Raw genomic sequence first — 18,780 nt, 5'->3', positions numbered from 1 at the left:
TTAATATTTTAATTCAAAGTATTTTCCAGTCGGTTCACCTGATTTAAGTTGAATACCATTTTGGTGTTTCTCAGGGAATACGCGACTAGTAAATACTTTTTCTCCTTTATTAATAAAAATCTCAATGATTGAATTATCTACAAAAATGTTAGCAATTGTTTCTTTAGTATCAATTGAGCATTCACGAATCGTACCAAAGTCAGTGGCATATTGAATGCCTGCTTTACTGCGATCTAAAATAATTTTTCCTTCTTTGGTATCTACAATCAAACTAAGCCCATTTCCTTTACTATCAGAGAAAAGAAGTAACTCCGATTTCTGATTTGGAGGAAACGTTAGTTCAAGCTCATAAGTATTATTTGTTTCTGCTTTTGCTGTAAATTGTTCAGAACTAGCACGTAATGATGTAATAGCTTCTACTGGATATTGGTAAAGTTTACCATCTTTTATTGAAAGTTCTTTTACAAGACTCATTGCTCCCTGATAATCATACTTATCAGTTGGATAATCGATATCAGGTAGTCCAATCCAACTGACAATCAGAGCACGACCATCAGGAGTATTGAATCCTTGAGTCGCATACGCTTCAAATCCATAATCAAGATTTTGAATTTCTGAAGTGCCCACAAGTTTTACTTTTTCTATGTCAAGCGATTGACAGATCTTAAAAGTATTTGGGTAGATATTTCCATAATTAAGCTCAGATTTATCCAACCCTTGAGGACAATAAATAAGAACAGGTTTTTTGTCTACAAATACCAGGTTTGGACACTCAATCATGTATTCTGAACCAGTGCCGCCAAAATCAAGGTTGCCAACTTCTTCCCATGTTTCCACGTTATTGTCAGTCGCTTTGTAAAGTTTGATAAAGCCTGATTTTTCTAAATTTTGTGCTCCAACAATCGCATACAATTGTCCTTCATAATTAAACATTTGTGGATCACGAAAATGATCAGTTACATCAGCAGGTGGATGAATAAGAACATTCTCACCTTTCGTAATGTTGTAGTCTTTGTCCATCCATGCTCCGATTTGAAGTGTATCACGTTCCCAATTTTCATTTCGAACGTTTCCTGTATAGAGTAAGAATAGATTCCCCTCTATTTCATATGCAGAACCGGAATAAGCGCCGTGGCTATCTCGTTTTGTGTCTGGAAGAAGTTCTGCTCCTGTTACATGAAAATGAACTAAGTCTTCTGATTCAGTGTGCACCCATTCTTTCAACCCATGAGCAGCTCCAAATGGCCAATTTTGATAAAAAAGCGTATATTTTCCGTTAAAAAAAGAAAAACCATTAGGATCGTTTAACAATCCTGTTTTAGGTTCGATATGATAGCTAGCACGCCAAGGTGATCGTTTTACATTATCCTTAACTTTATCCATCTCATCTTTAGTCCAATCAGAATAAGCACGATATCGTATTTCTCGAGGTAGGTTCATATTTTACTCCTTCAATTTATCTTTTTACAACTAGTATGGTAAACGTTTTCCGTTGAAAAATCAATCATTTCATTTAAAAAAATAAATTATATGACAAACGTTTGACATATTTTTAAGATATGCTAAAATAAATTTGCATTTCAGTGAACCGTTTTCACGTAAAAATAAAAAAGGAGTGATTCGAATGAATTACAGTAAAGTAGCTTCCGACGTAATACAAGCGGTCGGAAAAGATAACCTTATTGCAGCTGCACACTGCGCTACACGTCTTCGTCTCGTACTAAAAGATGACACGAAAGTGAATCAAAAAGCTTTAGACGAAAATCCAGATGTGAAAGGCACATTTAAAATTGATGGACAATATCAAGTGATTATCGGTGCAGGTGATGTTAATTTCGTTTATGACGAACTTATCAAAAAAACTGGACTTTCGGAAATTTCAACAGATGATTTAAAACAAATTGCTAGTAAAGATAAAAAATTCAACCCCATTATGGCATTAATTAAATTATTATCAGATATTTTTGTTCCAATTATACCTGCCCTTGTTGCAGGTGGTTTATTAATGGCATTACAAAACTTTTTAACAGCTGCTGGACTTTTTGGACCAAAATCAATTGAAGAAATGTATCCTGCGATTGAAGGTATTTCCTCAATGATCCAACTGATGTCCGCTGCACCATTTATGTTTTTACCTATTCTAGTTGGTATTTCCGCTGCTAAACGTTTTGGAGCCAACCAGTTCCTTGGTGCTGCAATTGGAATGATTATGACAACACCACAACTTGGTGGTTCTATGGAATATTGGAATATTTTTGGTTATCATGTCTCACAAACTAACTATGCTTATCAAGTCATTCCTGTGTTAGCAGCTGTTTGGCTATTATCAATACTGGAAAAGTTTTTTCACAAAAAACTTCCATCATCCGTTGACTTTACATTTACCCCCTTATTATCTGTAATCATTACCGGCTTTCTAACCTTCACAGTCATCGGCCCTGTCATGTTATTGCTTTCTAACGGGATTACAGATGCGATCGTTTGGCTATATAATGCAACCGGATTTATTGGAATGGGTATTTTTGGTGGAACTTACTCGTTAATCGTTATGACAGGTCTTCATCAATCATTTCCTGCAATTGAAACGCAGTTACTTTCAGCATGGACTAATGGTATTGGACATGGAGACTTTATATTTGTAGTTGCTTCTATGGCGAACGTTGCCCAAGGTGCTGCAACATTTGCCATCTGGTTCTTGACTAAAAATGCTAAAACAAAAAGTCTTGCTTCCTCTGCAGGGGTATCAGCTCTTCTTGGAATTACTGAACCAGCTCTGTTTGGTGTCAATTTAAAATATCGTTTCCCATTTTTCTGTGCTTTAATTGGTTCGGGAGTTGCCGCTGCAGTAGCAGGTCTACTGAAAGTAGTTGCTGTATCACTTGGTTCAGCAGGTTTTCTTGGATTTCTTTCAATTAATGCAACCTCTATCCCATTTTATTTACTATGTGAATTAATTAGCTTTGCGATTGCTTTTGCAATTACTTACTTTTATGGAAAAACAAAAGCTTCAGGCATCTTTGCAGCAGAAGCTCTTACGGATCAAACAGTGACGAATCATTCAGAAAACACCCAACAATCCACAGTTACTTCTGGCGAACCTACTAAAACAAATCATTCTTCAGAGACAATCGTTAGTCCCCTTGCAGGTGAAGTGATTGGACTTGATGCAGTAAATGATCCAGTATTTTCTTCAGAGACTATGGGAAAAGGTATTGCGATTAAACCAACTGGGGACACTGTTTATTCTCCAGTAGACGGTACTATTCAAGTTACATTTGAGACTGGACATGCTTACGGTCTTAAATCGAATGATGGCGCTGAAATACTGATTCACATTGGTATTGACACCGTATCGATGGGCGGTAAAGGATTTATACAAAAAGTTACTGCTAATCAAAAAGTAAAAAAAGGAGATATCCTTGGAACGTTTGATCGTACGCTAATTAAAGAAGCAGGACTTGATGATACAACAATGGTTATTGTGACAAATACCGCATATTATTCAAAAGTGACACCACTTATTAAAGGAACAGTTACCGCTACTACTGATTTACTTGAAGTTGAATAATGTAATAGTCAATAGTACTGATTATTCTTTCTAACCAAAACATCAATAAACGGATAATTTAAAGGGCAATGCGCGATCTGATGTATGTATTAACTGGAATAATAGCGATTTTTCAAAAGAAAATAACAAATAAACGAGTTAAATTCTTTAAAAATCTGAACAATAAATTGGTTAAATGCATAACTGCCCATGAAATCATCTTTAACTATAAGGAGAAATGTTTTATGCTATACGGTGCAATTGAAGCAGGAGGAACAAAATTTGTCTGTGCAGTTGGTAATGCACAATTAGAGGTTATTGAGAGAGTGAGTTTTGAAACTTTGAATCCAGGAGAAACAATGCCACAAGTTGTTTCTTTTTTCAAAAAATATGAAACAGAATTGTCCAGCATTGCTGTTGGTTCTTTCGGACCTATTGATATCCATCCTGAATCGAAAACATATGGATATATAACCTCAACACCTAAAATACCGTGGAGAAATTTTGATTTTATTGGTTATCTAAAAAGAAATTTTGAGAAAATTCCTTTTTATTGGACAACTGATGTCAATGCTGCAGCTTATGGAGAATATATAGCTGGACATGGTCAAGACCATTCATTAGTTGTTTATTATACAGTTGGCACAGGTATAGGTGGTGGTGCACTGCAAAATGGAAGATTTATCGAGGGATTCAGTCATCCGGAAATGGGACATATGATTGTACGTAATCACCCTGACGATCACTTTAAGGGTAACTGCCCTTATCATCAAAATTGTTTAGAAGGTATGGCAGCAGGACCTGCTATCGAAAAGAGAATAGGAATTAAAGGTCAAGATTTAAAGGAAGATCATCCTTTTTGGGACATGGAAGCTTTTTACATTGCCCAATGCATTCATAATACTACAATGATGTTTTCACCGGATATTATCATTCTAGGTGGCGGTGTAATGAAACAAGTACACTTACAAGAGAAAATTCATCGTGAATTTTCAAAACTTAATCAGAATTATGTTGCTCATCCGAAAATAGAAGAATATATTGTTTTTCCAAAATTAGGAGATCAAGCTGGAATTATCGGTTGTTTAGGGCTAGCCCAAAAAATAGCTTCTAATTAAACAATGATAGAGTTTTGATAGTAGTTTGACAGAAATCTCCAGCTCTGATAAATAGTTTAAGCAAATCATCTATCTAATATCTCCAATTGTGAATACAATATGGCATTTGCACAGCCATTGGGTATGGTCTAAACGATGTACTTTATTAGGTATTCCTTATCCCTTCTCACAGCAGTTGGTTTTATCTTTCACTCGATTTGTGAGTTTAACTAGTTCTAGTGATAATAACAGAAAAAGATCAATCAATGTTGTAAACATTGATTGATCTTTTTGTCTCATTTCATTCTTTTTAGAATGAACACTCAAAAATTTTATTTTTCTGAATCATCAGTAGTCGTTTCTTCGACTTCTTCTTTCAAAGCATCACCTAAAAGATCACCCATTGTGAAACCAGTATTTTCTTCTGGTAATTCATAGGTTTCAACATCTTTTGGTTCTTCTTCCGATGCTGGTTTTTCTTCTAAAGCCTTGATGCTAAGGGCAATACGATGTTCTTCAGGATGTACTTCTAAAACTTTTACTTGCACTTCATCCCCTTCATGAAGTACTTCATGAGGTGTAGCGATGTGCTTGTGAGAGATTTGAGAAATATGAACCAGACCTTCTACCCCTGGGAATACTTCTACAAATGCACCAAAGCTTGTCAAACGTTTCACTTTTCCATCTAAAACTGAACCAACAGTGGCTTTTTCTTCAATATCAGTCCAAGGCCCAGGCAACGTGTCTTTAATTGAAAGAGAAACACGTTCTTGTTCAGGATTAATCGAAAGAACTTTTACTTTTACTTCATCCCCAACTGCTAAAGCATCACTAGGCTTCGCCACATGGCTATGTGAGATCTCAGAAACATGGACCAATCCATCAATTCCACCTAAATCAACGAAAGCACCAAAATCAGTAATACGAGCTACTCGTCCGTCGATAACGTCTCCCTCGTGAATATTGGCTAGAATTTCTTTTTTCTTTTCTTCTTTTTCCGTTTCCACAACTGCTTTGTGTGAAAGAATTAAACGGTTTTCTGAAGGTTCGATCTCAACGATCTTGAACGCCAATGTTTGACCTTTGTATTCTGAAAAATCAGCAACAAAATGATCTTCCACCATTGAAGCTGGTACAAAACCACGAACACCTACATCAACGACTAAGCCGCCTTTTACGACATTCGTCACAGGTGCTTCGATGATATTACCTGCTTGGAAATCTTTTTCGATATCTTCCCAAACTTTTTTGGCATCCAAACGGCGTTTTGAAAGCAAATAGCTACCGTTTTCTTTATCTTTTCCGATAGTACTGATAACTACAAGTTCTAGAGTATCTCCTACTTTTACTACCTCGTTGATATCTTCAACAGGTGAAGTAGACAATTCTTTAGCAGGAACGACGCCTTCAACTCCGGCACCTTCGATTCCTACCACAACTTGTTTATCTTCGATTACTAAAACTTCGCCGGATACAACGTCTCCAACGTTTACTTCTTGGACGCTATTCATTGCATCTTCCATTGATTGACTGTTTTCTGTTTGATTTTGTTCAAATTCTGTCATAACATTTGTCCTCCTAACCAACATTCTGCCGTAACAACGGTACTAATTTTAGTTTAATTGATTATTAAAAAAAAATAAAGCGATTTCGTTTGGTTTACCCTAAAAATCCTGAGTTTTTCCCTTTTTACAAAAGATAGCCTTTTTCTGTGACCACTTTTTTGATGGATTGGACAACTTCCGTAATCGATTTTCCAGTAGTGTCGATTCGAATGGCATCATCCGCTTGTCTTAAAGGGGATACTTTTCTTGTAGAATCATAATGATCCCTCTCTTGGATTTCCTTCGTAAGAGTTTCCAACTCTGTTGGTATCCCTTTTTCAATATTTTCTTTATAGCGTCTTTGTGCCCGTTCTGTTACACTTGCTACTAAAAATATTTTCACTTCTGCCTGAGGTAAAACAGAAGTACCAATATCTCGGCCGTCCATTACAACCCCACCATGTTCACCAATTTTACGTTGGATCGAAACCAGTGCTTCACGTACTTTTTGATGAGCAGAAACTTCAGAAACTGCCTTGGTCACATCTGGCTGACGAATTTCTGTAGTTACATCTTGGTCTGCCACCAAAACGTGTTGACCGTCTGTCTCTTGGATAAAAGAGATTGGATAGGCTTGGATCAGCTTTACGAGTTGTTCTTCATCTCCAAAAGGTACTTGATGTTTTATCGCTAGATACGTAATGGCACGATACATGGCGCCTGTATCGGTATAAATATAGTTGTATTCTTTTGCCAAAATTTTTGCAACAGTACTTTTACCTGACGAAGCAGGTCCATCTATTGCAATACTGATTTGTGTCATGCTATAACTCCCTTTTCAAAAAAAAAGCCGCAGATCGCGGCTAAGATTATTTAACTTTTAATTGTTGTCCAGGATAAATCATATAATTATTTGGATCTAAACCATTTAATGCAAATAATTGATCAATAGTGATCCCGGCACGTTCAGCTACTTGTTTAGGTCCGTCACCTGGTTGAACAGTCACTGTTGATCCATCTGCAGCAGCCGAAGAGGATGGTGTTGTCGCTTCTTCTACCGTGCTAGTTGGTTGTGTTTCTTGTTGGTAAGTAGACGTTGTCGAAGGCGTTGTTTCCTCTGGTACAGTAGTACTTTGTGGTGTACTTGCTACTACTGATTCTGTCTGAGTAGTGCTTTCAGGCTCCGTACTTGATTCTTTTGTTGATGATACTTCTGATGAGGTCGTACTTTCCACTACAGAAGACGTTGTTGTAGTTGATGATGCACTTGAAGCATTGGAAGACCCATTTCTAATCCAGAAGTAAGCTCCCGCTGGAATTGCAATACACAATACTAATAATACTAAGAAGAGAGACAAAAACAGCGTGTTGCCTTTCTTTTGTTGTCGTTGAGAACTTCTTGAAGAAACTTCGTCTTCAGTGTCATAAATCGGTTGTTCCCATGGCTCTTGTGTTTCATTATTTTCTGATGAATGATGTCTATCTTTTCTGCTCAACTTATTAACCTCCTAATTTCTATCGTGAATATTATACCATAGCCAGAACGCGATTGTCTTATAAATTTTCTATCCAATGTTTTTTTAAAATAAATTTAGTAAAATATCTTGCCACTGTTTTAGCTCTACAGATGGGCTGACTTCTCTATTTTCCTGACTCGTAAGGACTGCTCCATCAATATCACAACATTTTTCTGGTTTTTTTATCAGTTTCTCCCCAAAGTATTCAAGAATCAGCGCTCTTCGACAAGTCTTTGCATTGACATAATGAAGCATTTGTTGTAGTCGATATTCCTTTTCTTTTTCTTGACGTTTTAGCCGATTTAACCACTCTTGCGGATTGCTCGTTTGTGCAATTATTTCTAACCATTTTTGTTGAATCTCATCGAATTGTTCTTGTTCATTGCTATGATATTGCAGATAAATTTCAAAACTTTGTCGTTGTTCTCTAGAAAGTTGATTAAAAAAATAATGAATGCGTTCGTCATTTTCTTTGTATAAAAGAATCGCTTCACTCGCCTGTTGGTCTCTTCCCGCACGCCCGATTTCTTGAACATAATTTTCTAAACTATCTGGTAAATCGTAATGGACAACATAACGGATATCTGGCTTATCGATGCCCATACCAAAAGCATTCGTCGCAATCAAAAATTGAAGTTTATTTTGACTAAATTGTTGTTGCAACTGTCGCCTTTGTGATGCCTCTAATCCACCATGATAATAGCCGATAGTAAAACGTGAGCGAAATAGCTGATACAAACGCTCTACCTCTTTCTTTGTCGCACAATAAATAATCATCGAGCCTTTTGCTTGTTTCATCAGGTCCTCTAGATCAGCTTCTTTTTGGGAAGTCTTTTTGACATATAAAGCAATATTTTGTCGATTAACCGAATGGATAATTCGAACTGGCACTTCTTGAAACAAGACAGTTTCAATATCATGTTGCACGGCTGTACTAGCGGTTGCTGTCAAGGCAAGCGTTACTGGAGAGCCTAATTTCTGAGCAATTTCTCCTAGTTGTTGGTATTCCGGACGGAAATCTACCCCCCACTGAGAAACGCAATGCGCCTCATCGATCACATATAACCCAATTTTTTGTTTTTGTAATTGTTCTATCACATCTTTTTGCGTCAACATTTCTGGACTTAAAAATAAAAATTTATAATTGGACAAATGATTTAACACATAATATCGTTCTGTTCTAGATAGTAAACTATTGAAAGCAACAACTCGCTTTTCTCCTTGTTTCTGTAGTTGCATCACCTGATCCTCCATCAATGAAAGCAAAGGTGAAACAATGATAACCATTCCTTCACGCAGATAACCGGTCAGTTGGTAGCATAGGCTTTTCCCATTTCCTGTCGGTAACACTGCGAGGACATCTTGGTCATTCAATAAAGACTGGATGATTTCTTCTTGTCCTGAACGAAACGAAGTAAATCCAAAACGTTTTTGTAGTTCATCCTTCAGCGACATTCTTCAGTTCCCCTTTCAATACACCAATTTGATAAAAACGAAACTCTCCATAGTCTAGTGGTGCGACTTCATTTAATTCTCGATAATTCCATTCTTTGATGTTCGATAGTTGACTTAGTCGCTTAAATGTCTGCTTGGTGATCATTTTTTGATAAGGAAAATCAGTTAAATAAAGTTGCCATTCGATCAAATGATCGGTTACTGTTCCTCTTTTTAAATGACGTATCTTCATTACTTCATCAATTGAGCATCCAGATAAAATCAGTTTTCTCGTCGTTAACATACTTTGATTGAAGTTTTGCATAAGTAGTGGTGAAACCAATTGAAAAAGCAACGAATCTTTTTTTTCTTCGATTGTTTTTAGCAGCAGGTGTACTTGCTTTGCTTCATACAATTCACGTTGCACTTCATTGGTTATTTCTGTTAATTGATAAGTTAATAGACCAAGTGACTTGATACCTGAAAATTGATTGGCCAGAAAGTTAGCCGATTCAGATGTCATCGTTGAAAAGATTTCACTCAGTTCTTGGCTTAATTTTTTTGCTAAGGTTTGTCGATCTAGTTGTGTGTCAGCTAACCATTTTTTTACTTGGATAGTATAATAGGGACTAGTTTCAATCGGTAAGTATTCCTTTTTATTATTTACCAGATGAGAGACAACTTGAACAGCAAACTTGATCAACCGCCAACAATTCTCAGCGGTTCTGCCATAACGATCATAATGGAGCCCTTCTAGATCAATTATTTCTTCTGCTAAAGCTTTTTCACCTAAATGAGTGATCATCACGCCATCTTCTAGCTGAATAAGGAACTTTTGGTCAACTAATTGGTCAATGATACGTGTAAATTCTTCTTGATTCATTTTAGGAAAACTACCATGTATAAATAATAAATGGTTTAAAAAACTATAAATCAATACCGAACTCGTTCGTTTTCCTGTGATAACTTGGTATAAGGAGCTGATCCTTAACTTGTTTCTTGTTGAAAATAAAGCTAAAATAAATGAAGTCATATTACTCCCCTTAAGAATAGGATGGTCAAAATGTCATTACTATGTAAATTAGTACCTGAGCGCTGTATCGCTTGTGGTCTTTGTCAAATCGAAGCCCCAGATATCTTTGATTATGATGAAGAAGGAATCGTTTTATTTGCGCAAGAACCAGAAGCTCATCAGCAATTTGTTTCTCAAACTGACGAGGAAGCCGTCAGAAAAGCTTATCAAAAATGTCCAGTAAGAGCTATTTTATTAGAGAAATCATGAAAACTAGTTAACCAAATGAATATAGATCAATGTAAGTGTTTCTAATAATGATGATTTGAAAAGTAGGCAGTTGACCTGGAAATGGTGTTTGAACAAATTTCTTTCTATGTTCAAGTGAAAGTTTGAGTTGATTTATCCCTAGTCTATTTATATAAAGATTGTGACTTATGTAGCTCTTCGGCAAAGTTTCTGATAAATGGACTTCTGAACTGCCTTAGATAAAGTCATGAAAGAAGCGGGAAGCTACGATAACAATAAGCTTGAATTTTTTTTTAACAGTTTCTCATGTTTAAAAAAATTCAAGCTTTTTTCAAAGAGCTGATGCACACTTTTTACTCATTTTTAAAGTGAGCTGTAAGATTTAGGTCTGGAACTCTATTCTCCTAACCAATTGATTAACGTATTGGTAATCGCTGTTTGTTGGTCTTCGTTTGTAATCTTAGCTTTACCGTCTCCCTTTTGTTCCCCATAGCTGCCAAATCCGCCATGATTTCCTCCATTAATCGAAACATATTCTGTTTGCTCAGGTAAATATTCTTTAGCTGATTCATAGGCTTTTTGATTCAAGACTTTATCATTAGAAGCAGTCAGGCTTAATACAGGTAATGTCGTTTTCGCCAATGTACCTTTTTCATCAGGATAGCTTGCTAAGAAAAAGATTCCTTTTAAGTGTTTGTCAGAAGAATGCTGATTAGCATAACGACTCGCCATGACGCCCCCCAATGAGTGTCCACCAATCACATAATTTCGATTTGAAAAGTCTTCTTTGATCTTATCTGCCTTATTCCCACTAAGTATGGCTAAGTCAAGAGGCATCTTAGCGATTGCTACGGAGTACCCACTTTTTGCTAATTGTTCAGCCCAGACACTATAACTAGCTGGTTCAACCAAAGCACCTGGATAAAAAATAACCAGTGGTTTTTGACTTTTTTCTTTCGTCTCAAAAAATAAATAATCTTTTTTATCCTTTCCATTTTGGGCTATTTGACTTGCTTGACTAGATGGTTCATAGGTATTTTGTTGTAAATAGTAGTACCCAGCGCCTCCTGCTAGCCCCAAAAAAATAATTATACCAATTAATACTCGCTTAAATATCTTCACATCTCTCACCTATTCTCCTTTTATCGTACCTATTGATCGATTATAAATTCACACTAAATAAAATACGAATAAATTGCAACTCTTTTTTCTTGAAAAAGAATAAATTTGTTTAGCCAGTGGCACTAAATGCGATCTTTCTTAGACCTGACTCTTCCCCTCAACAAGACCCACTATAACAAAAAAAAGGCTGATGAATGTACATTGACCTTCATCAGCCTTTAACAGTAAGAGAGCAGTTTCGTTCTCTATTGAACTAAAGTGTATTTAGTTGAGCATTTCAAATGATTATTTTCCACACAAACGGTAAACAGCTTCTGCATAGATTTCCATTGCTTTGTACATGCTGCTTAGTTCCCAACGTTCATTTGCCTGATGCATAAAATCAGGGGTATCTGGGAACATTGCACCAAATGCTACACATTGGTTCATCGTCCGTGCAAAAGTTGCACCGCCAGATACAAATGGTTCAGTCATATCACCAGTAATATCACGGTAAGTTCCTAAAAGATTTTTGATCAATTCACTGTCTAATGGAACATAAAGGGAATCTAAGAAGTCAAATTCTTCATAAGTCAACTCATACTTTTTAGCAGTTTCTGTTAGTTTTTCTACGAGTTCATCTTTTTTGAAAGTTACTGGGATACGCATGTCGACCCCGATTTTAGTTTGTTCAGGAGTGATTTCCAGACTAGCAAAGTTCATTGTCAATTCGCCAGATTGTTCATCCACCGTTTTTCCTACCACGTTTTCACCAGTAGCATTTTCTTGAACTAATTGACCTAAGAAGTTGATTGGAGCAAAATCAAATACTTCAGAAAGAGCAATCGCTAAACGAGAGATTGCATTGACACCTTCTGCTGCATCTTTGGCATGGATACTTTTTCCAAGAACGACAATTGATTCTCCTTGATCTTCAAAGTCAAATCCATGTTTTTTCAATGCTTCTTTGACTTCAGCTAATTTTTCACCAGCATAAGGAGCTGCATCTGGAACGACATTCAGTGCGCCACCAGCTTTAACTGAAAATTCAGATGTTCCCGGTCCAGTTAGGTAAGCTTGTAGTAATCCTTTTTCAGCATAAATCAATGGAAACTCTGCATCTGGTGCGAATCCTTGCGTAATACCTTCTTCTTTTTCGTTGTATTTATCTAAACAACGCCACAAGTTTTCTTCATCGGTTCCAAAAATAAATCGGATACGTGTATTAAATTCAACGCCTGCATCCATCAAAGCTTTGACAGCATACATTGCAGCGATGGAAGGTCCCTTGTCATCTTGTGATCCTCGTCCAATCAACCAACCATCTTTGACAGTTGGTTCAAATGGTTTAGAATCCCAATTGTTTTCATCGCCAGCTGGAACGACATCCATATGACACAAGATACCAAATAGCTCATCGCCAGATCCGACTTCTGCATAACCATAATATCCTTCTGGATCTTTAAATGTCTTAAATCCTAGATTTTCACTGATTTCTAACACTTTATCCAATGCTTCGATCACTTTTGTCCCAAAAGGATGCCCTTCACCAGTATCTGATTCGTCCAGAACTGAAGGGATTCGAATCAATTCATTTAAAGATTCCAATGCTTGTTCATGATGTTGTTTTGTTACAAATTGTTTCATGTTACTAGCCTCCTAATATAATAAAAAGGTTATGTCAAAACAACAGACACAACCTCTTTTTTCAAACAATAAATAGTTGAGCTTGGATCTTGTCCATTCACATCAAGTAAAAAACCATGTACACTCTAAGTCAACGGTTTTGTCTACTTTGTTATAACATTGCCGCTACACCTAAGATAACACAAATGGCTACAAATAGGATAGCAATCAATTTTCCTGTGAATTTCCACCAAACGGAAATATCAAAACGAGCGATCGCAACAGCCCCCATAACGATTGCTGATGTTGGTGTGATCAAGTTGACCAAACCAGATGCTGATTGATAAGCAGTGATAACTAGATCTTTACCAACGCCTGCAAATTCACCCATTGGTCCCATGATTCCCATAGTAGCTGCTGCTAGTCCAGAAGTTGATGGGATCAAGAATGACATAGGGATATAGAAGATAAACGTTAAGATCAAGAAGACACTAGATGACAATGAACTTAATCCTTGTTCACCCCAATGTAAGATCGTATCAGTGATTAAACCATTATTCATCACAACTTGGATACCACGTGCAACAGCTACCACGATCGCAACACCGATCAAATCTGAAGCTCCTGCTAAGAATTCAGAAATAAAGACTGATTCTTTCATTCCGTAAGTGATTGCCACTACAATAGCCATCACTAAGAACAACATGGTAATTTCTGGGAAATACCATTCTCCTAAAGGAAGCATGTTTTTACCTAAAACAGTTCCGACTACAGGTAACCCTGTTAACCAGTTAGTTAATGATTCAAAAATCGTAAAGTTTTTATTCAATGTTGTCCAAGGAATCAAACTTATGATCATAATACCAAAGGTAATGAAAAATAGGATATTTACATGTTTTTGTCTTTTAGTAATTGATTCTTGACGACCAATTGAATCGATATCAAAATGTTTGATGTCTTCTTCACGTTGTTTATATACAAGTGATTTCGTTGGGTCTTTTTCCACTTTAGATGCGTAACGGTAGACATAAGCAATTGAGATAGCCAATAATACCACGAACATCAAGAAACGTAACCCGATTCCTTCACCCATTGAGATACCAACTGCTTGAGAAGCCACCCCAGTAGCAAATGGATTAACGGTTGAAGCTAAACAACCAACTTGTGACCCTACTAAAACGATAGCTACTGCAACAACTGTATCAAACCCAACAGCCATCATAACAGGAATCAATAAAGCATAGAACGGAATAGTTTCTTCCGCCATACCATAAGTTGAACCACCTAATGCAAATAAGATCATCAACACAGGGATCAACATTTTTTCTTTCCCTTTAAAGCGTTTTACAACGGAAGCAATCCCTGCATCCAAAGCACCAGTTTTATTGATAATACCTAAGAAACCACCCACAACTAAAATAAAGAATGAAATTGGAATAGCAGCCGGTGTTTCTTTCGTTAATTCCCCAGCAGGTACACCTAGCATCCCATTAATCGGTGCCATAAAGATATCCCATAGCCCCTGAGGATTTTGCTCTACTCGTTCATATGATCCAGCAATGATGTTGCCTGCATCATTGACACTATAATGTCCAGCTGGTATGAACCAAGTTAGTACAGCGATAATCGCAATAATAATAAATAAGACCGTATACGCTGAAGGCATTTGAAATTGTTTCTTCTTTGTTTGTTCCATGTTCTTCTCCCTTTCTTGTAACATTAGAATCTTATAAGAGTGATTCCATCAGTTATTTTATCAAAAAGAATACGATAACCAAAACAATAACCTATTGATTTGGCAAATTTTATTCAAAAATCCTGCTTTCACTCCTTTCTCTATAAAATTTAAGGTAAAGCTTTTTCAATACAATTGTAGCGTTTTCCACTTCCATTATAACAAAACTATTTATCATTCAAAAAGTGATTAATTTCACATTTTGAATCATAAAATACATTTTTATGCATAAACAAAAGAAATACTCAAACACCGTTTATAAAACGCTTACACAACGTGGGTTAATGAATTTTTTTTCATTAAAATTTCCGATATTTTTTTATTTCCTTGAATTCTTTTTAGAAAAAACAATGTTTATTTTCTCATCCCCTTTTTTTCTAATAGTTGGACTACTTTTTCAGAAATACTAGTACTGACAAAAACGGCTCCTTAACTTTTTATATTGTAAAAGTTAAGGAGCCTTGACTGATTTTTTTAATGATAAAATAATTAAGAAAGTGGCATCAATTCATGCTTCCCTCTAAAAATGGATAAACGAGCATGAGCTGCTGTACTATTTATTTGTTGTTCGTCACTGTATGTCTTTGTGCCAACTGGTGTTGTTTCCGACTTAACCATGGCAATAATTTTGCGTGTAAAACCAAAAAGGCAGCACTGACGATAAATCCTTTAATGATATTAAATGGGACGATTCCGATCAGGACATAATTAGCTAACGGCATCCCTAACATTTGATTAGCATTTAAACCTAAAAACATAAGGTACAATGGGGTAATCACAAAATAGTTTGCGACACTCATGAAGATCGTCATTGCGATCGTACCAGAAATCACACCTAAAAACTTATTTTTCCCTACTTGAGTCTTCTTACGGAAGAAGTAGAAAATAGGTAAGGTAAAGATAGCTGTTGCTAAAAAGCTGGCTGTATCTCCTACCAAATTATCTGGTGAAAAGCCAGTAGTGATCAAGTGTAAGATCGATCGTAAGAAAGCTGTAACCAATCCAGCAACTGGACCAAATAAAAACATACTGATCAGTACTGGGATATCACTAAAATCGATCTTTAAAAAACTAAAGGCTGGCATGATCGGAAATGCGATATATTGCAAAACCAATCCGATCGCAGCAAATAATGCCACAGCGACCATTTTTTGTACACGGGTGTTCTTCATTTGAAATCCTCCTGTTAGGACTCCTCTTCAGCGAACTTTTCGACGAACTTTTTGCAAATAAAAAAACTCTCCAATAACAGGGAGAGTTAGAGTTATTTGGCAAAAAACTACGTCAAATAAGCTCTATCTTCTTTATCCAGACTATACTGTCGGTATCGGAATTTCACCGATTCAGCTACTTAGGTAAAGTAGGTCGTGGACTATAACCACCGGTCGGGAATTTCACCCTGCCCCTGAAGACGAACCATTTATAATTTTGTTTACCTTTACATTATACATCGCTTGAGAAAAAATGCAATCATTTATTCTTATAATAAGTAAGTAATCATTTTGATTGATTCAATAAACTGCTGACTTCTTTTTTGTTCAACTCACGATAGTCGCCAGGGCGTAAGCCTTGAAGCGTCAAATCGCCGTATTTTTCTCGTTTTAATTTTTGAACAGGTAAGCCAACTGCTTGAAGCATATTTTTTACCTGATGATTTCTACCTTCATGGATAGTCAATTCAACGATACTATGATTTGTCTTAGGATCCACAGATAATATTTGGTAACGTGCTGGTGAAGTTCGTTTCCCTTCGATTTTTATCCCTTTCGTCAAGGGAGATAACATTGTTTTAGTAGCAATCCCTTTGACTTTCGCCACATATACTTTGTCTACTTCATGTTTCGGGTGGGTCAAACGTTGCGCAAAATCACCGTCATTAGTCAAGAGCAGTATACCCGAAGTATCATAATCTAATCGTCCTACTGGATAAATTCGTTCTTTCACCATTGGAAGCAAATCAGTTACGACTTTTCGCCCCTTGTCATCAGCAACAGCGGAAATCACACCTTTTGGTTTATATAGTAGATAGTACCCGTATTCTTCTTGATAAATCGGCACTTCATCTACTTCGATCAAATCACGTTTGCTAACTTTTACTCCGAGTTCTTTTACTACTTTGCCGTTGACTTTTACTCGTCCAGCCAAAATATATTCTTCCGCTTTACGTCTGGAAGTGATCCCTGCATGCGCAATTACTTTTTGTAGTCTTTCCATTATATCTGTTCTCCTTCATCCATTTCATCAAAGAATAAGTCGAGTGAAGACTCTTCGTTTAATGAATGCTCCATTGCTTGTATATCTGGTAAGTCTTTTAATGAGTTGAGACCAAAATAATCTAAAAAATAAGGAGTCGTCCCATACAAAATAGGTCGTCCAGGTCCTTCCACGCGTCCTTTTTCTTCAATCAACTGATGAGCAGCTAGCCGTTGAATGGCACCTGAGACTTGAACCCCACGAATTTGTTCGATTTCTACTCTGGTAATCGGTTGTTTATATGCAATGATCGCCAACGTTTCGACAGCTGCTTGTGAGAGAGTATTAGACGTCCCTTGGGCATAGCGTTTCAACAATGGCGCTAACTCTTTTTTGGTTGTTAAAACGACATGTGCCTCTGTTTCCAAAATATGCAAAGCACTAGCTGGATCATTTTCATATCTTGTTTTTAATTCCGTTAATAAAGCCACTGTCTCTTCTTTCGTAATAGTTAACAGATAGCTGATTTCTTCTAACCCGATTCCTTCCTCGCCAACAATAAATAAAATGGCTTCAAGTTCACTTAATTTTGTCATCTTTGGTATCTCCTACTGCTAGATAAAGCATAATTGTTTCATAATTTCCTTCTTGTTGCGCAACGATCTGACCATTTTTCATCATTTCTAATAAAGCCATAAATGTAGTGACTACTTCTGTTTTCGAAGGCGTTTCAAAAAAAGACTCAAAAGAGCATCCCTTATGATGTTGCTTAAGACGCTCTTCAATAAAGATGATACGTTCTTCAATTGTTGTATCATCAGGAGTAATCGTTTTTTCAACTTTCTCTGAGAATTTCTTTCGCTCTAAGATTTTTTCCATCGCATGAAACAAATCAATCTTTTTGACTTGTCCACGTTTCAATGGTTTCTCTTGTCCAATGAGATCGTCTACTGCAACTGGTTCTTTCGTATAATATAAGCTTCTCTCTTGGGCTTTTTCGGTTAACTGCTCTGCAGCATACTTATACTTTCGATATTCCAATAATTGATTGACTAATTCGTCACGCGGGTCCTCTTCCCAATACTCATCTTCAATGATTGCTTCTTGAACAGGTAACAAAGTTTTGCTTTTGATCGCCATCAACGTGGCAGCCATCACTAGATATTCTCCAGCAACAGCAAGTTCAAGAGTTTTCATCGTATGGATATAACTCATGTATTGCTCAGTGATCGTTGCAATCGGGATATCATAAATATCGATCTCCATTTGCTGGATCAAATGAAGGAGTAAATCTAAGGGTCCTTCAAATATATCTAATTTGATATTGATTTCTGTCACCATATTCACTCTTTCTTCTTGTTTCGATCGACCCATTTTGCGAGATATGGACGGGTAATCTCTGTTGGTCGTATGGAAAAGTCTGGGTATTTTTCTTGAAGTTCATCAAGCATTTGAAAGCCCATCTGATCTCCCCGATAAGATGGATTCAATGAAACATCGTGAATAATCAATTCCTGATTTTCACCCCAATAAACACCAATAATCCCTTGAATATTCGTTGAACCTTCTGGTGTGAAGAAAAAAAGTTCATATCCTTCTTCTGTTTCATAGGTATTGATTTCTTTGAGTAAATTCGATTTATCCGTTAGTTTCTTATGAAAACTTAACAGTCCCATAGCAATTTTACGATTTTCTTTTCGGTAATGTGTTAACATTTTTTCACCT

Annotated in this window: 17 protein-coding genes and 1 riboswitch; of the genes, 3 read left to right on the top strand and 14 right to left on the bottom strand. The window is 36.5% G+C overall.

Annotation, left to right across the window (positions count from 1 at the left end; all coding sequences use genetic code 11):
- Positions 1–1,440: a sucrose-6-phosphate hydrolase gene (locus tag AB3I12_RS04135; protein WP_063626915.1), complete on the bottom strand. Its 1,440-nt coding sequence runs from the start codon at positions 1,438–1,440 to the stop codon at positions 1–3.
- A gap of 184 nt (positions 1,441–1,624) precedes the next feature.
- Between AB3I12_RS04135 and AB3I12_RS04130 the strand changes: the two genes are divergently transcribed.
- Together AB3I12_RS04130 and AB3I12_RS04125 are read left to right on the top strand one after the other, a co-directional pair.
- Entirely contained in the window at positions 1,625–3,568 is a 1,944-nt protein-coding gene (locus tag AB3I12_RS04130; protein ID WP_063626912.1) for a sucrose-specific PTS transporter subunit IIBC, read from the top strand.
- Positions 3,569–3,792: 224 nt separating this feature from the next.
- Positions 3,793–4,665 (top strand): ROK family protein, encoded by an 873-nt coding sequence (locus AB3I12_RS04125; protein WP_063626910.1) that lies wholly within the window; start codon positions 3,793–3,795, stop codon positions 4,663–4,665.
- Positions 4,666–4,976: 311 nt separating this feature from the next.
- On the opposite strand, the gene rpsA is transcribed toward AB3I12_RS04125, so the two are convergent.
- The 5 genes from rpsA to AB3I12_RS04100 all read right to left on the bottom strand — a co-directional run bounded on the left by rpsA (position 4,977) and on the right by AB3I12_RS04100 (position 10,172).
- Entirely contained in the window at positions 4,977–6,209 is a 1,233-nt protein-coding gene (rpsA, locus tag AB3I12_RS04120) for a 30S ribosomal protein S1 (RefSeq protein WP_010719568.1), read from the bottom strand.
- 124 nt (positions 6,210–6,333) lie between these two features.
- The gene (cmk, locus tag AB3I12_RS04115; protein ID WP_010719569.1) at positions 6,334–7,011 is read right to left on the bottom strand and encodes a (d)CMP kinase; all 678 of its coding nucleotides are present in this window, start codon (positions 7,009–7,011) and stop codon (positions 6,334–6,336) included.
- Positions 7,012–7,057: 46 nt separating this feature from the next.
- On the bottom strand, positions 7,058–7,684 hold the full coding sequence (locus AB3I12_RS04110) for an SAG1386/EF1546 family surface-associated protein (RefSeq protein ID WP_010719570.1): 627 nt from the start codon (positions 7,682–7,684) through the stop codon (positions 7,058–7,060).
- A gap of 84 nt (positions 7,685–7,768) precedes the next feature.
- Positions 7,769–9,160, bottom strand: coding sequence for an ATP-dependent DNA helicase RecQ (locus AB3I12_RS04105; protein ID WP_063626908.1), 1,392 nt, complete (start codon positions 9,158–9,160; stop codon positions 7,769–7,771).
- Positions 9,144–10,172, bottom strand: coding sequence for a helix-turn-helix domain-containing protein (locus AB3I12_RS04100; RefSeq protein WP_063626906.1), 1,029 nt, complete (start codon positions 10,170–10,172; stop codon positions 9,144–9,146). The genes AB3I12_RS04105 and AB3I12_RS04100 overlap by 17 nt, the downstream gene beginning before the upstream one ends.
- Positions 10,173–10,202: 30 nt before the next feature.
- Here AB3I12_RS04100 and AB3I12_RS04095 point away from each other — a divergent pair, with 30 nt between their 5' ends.
- Complete coding sequence (locus AB3I12_RS04095) at positions 10,203–10,421, top strand: ferredoxin (RefSeq protein ID WP_010719573.1); 219 nt, start codon at positions 10,203–10,205, stop codon at positions 10,419–10,421.
- 375 nt (positions 10,422–10,796) lie between these two features.
- Here AB3I12_RS04095 and AB3I12_RS04090 read toward each other — a convergent pair whose 3' ends face one another.
- The 8 genes from AB3I12_RS04090 to AB3I12_RS04055 form a co-directional block, all read right to left on the bottom strand.
- Positions 10,797–11,522, bottom strand: coding sequence for an alpha/beta hydrolase (locus tag AB3I12_RS04090; protein WP_025480478.1), 726 nt, complete (start codon positions 11,520–11,522; stop codon positions 10,797–10,799).
- Positions 11,523–11,807: 285 nt separating this feature from the next.
- The gene (locus AB3I12_RS04085) at positions 11,808–13,148 is read right to left on the bottom strand and encodes a M20 family metallopeptidase (protein WP_063626904.1); all 1,341 of its coding nucleotides are present in this window, start codon (positions 13,146–13,148) and stop codon (positions 11,808–11,810) included.
- Positions 13,149–13,299: 151 nt separating this feature from the next.
- Positions 13,300–14,823 (bottom strand): YfcC family protein, encoded by a 1,524-nt coding sequence (locus AB3I12_RS04080; protein ID WP_010719576.1) that lies wholly within the window; start codon positions 14,821–14,823, stop codon positions 13,300–13,302.
- Positions 14,824–15,419: 596 nt separating this feature from the next.
- Positions 15,420–16,034, bottom strand: a complete 615-nt coding sequence (locus tag AB3I12_RS04075; protein WP_010737347.1) for an ECF transporter S component — start codon at positions 16,032–16,034, stop codon at positions 15,420–15,422.
- A 121-nt stretch (positions 16,035–16,155) separates the two neighbouring features.
- Positions 16,156–16,279: riboswitch (FMN riboswitch) on the bottom strand.
- An 80-nt stretch (positions 16,280–16,359) separates the two neighbouring features.
- Positions 16,360–17,076, bottom strand: a complete 717-nt coding sequence (locus tag AB3I12_RS04070; RefSeq protein WP_010719578.1) for a pseudouridine synthase — start codon at positions 17,074–17,076, stop codon at positions 16,360–16,362.
- Entirely contained in the window at positions 17,076–17,651 is a 576-nt protein-coding gene (gene scpB / locus AB3I12_RS04065) for an SMC-Scp complex subunit ScpB (protein WP_010719579.1), read from the bottom strand. Before scpB ends, AB3I12_RS04070 begins: the two co-directional genes overlap by 1 nt.
- On the bottom strand, positions 17,635–18,402 hold the full coding sequence (locus tag AB3I12_RS04060; protein WP_277749450.1) for a segregation/condensation protein A: 768 nt from the start codon (positions 18,400–18,402) through the stop codon (positions 17,635–17,637). The genes scpB and AB3I12_RS04060 overlap by 17 nt, the downstream gene beginning before the upstream one ends.
- Entirely contained in the window at positions 18,399–18,770 is a 372-nt protein-coding gene (locus AB3I12_RS04055; RefSeq protein ID WP_010719581.1) for a hypothetical protein, read from the bottom strand. Before AB3I12_RS04055 ends, AB3I12_RS04060 begins: the two co-directional genes overlap by 4 nt.
- Between the last annotated feature and the right edge of the window lie 10 nt (positions 18,771–18,780).

The sequence above is a fragment of the Enterococcus sp. C65 genome (assembly GCF_040887165.1).
Lineage (GTDB): Bacteria > Bacillota > Bacilli > Lactobacillales > Enterococcaceae > Enterococcus_B > Enterococcus_B hirae.
The sequence above is the reverse complement of the archived record's forward strand: the minus strand, read 5'-3'. Positions and strand labels throughout refer to the sequence as shown.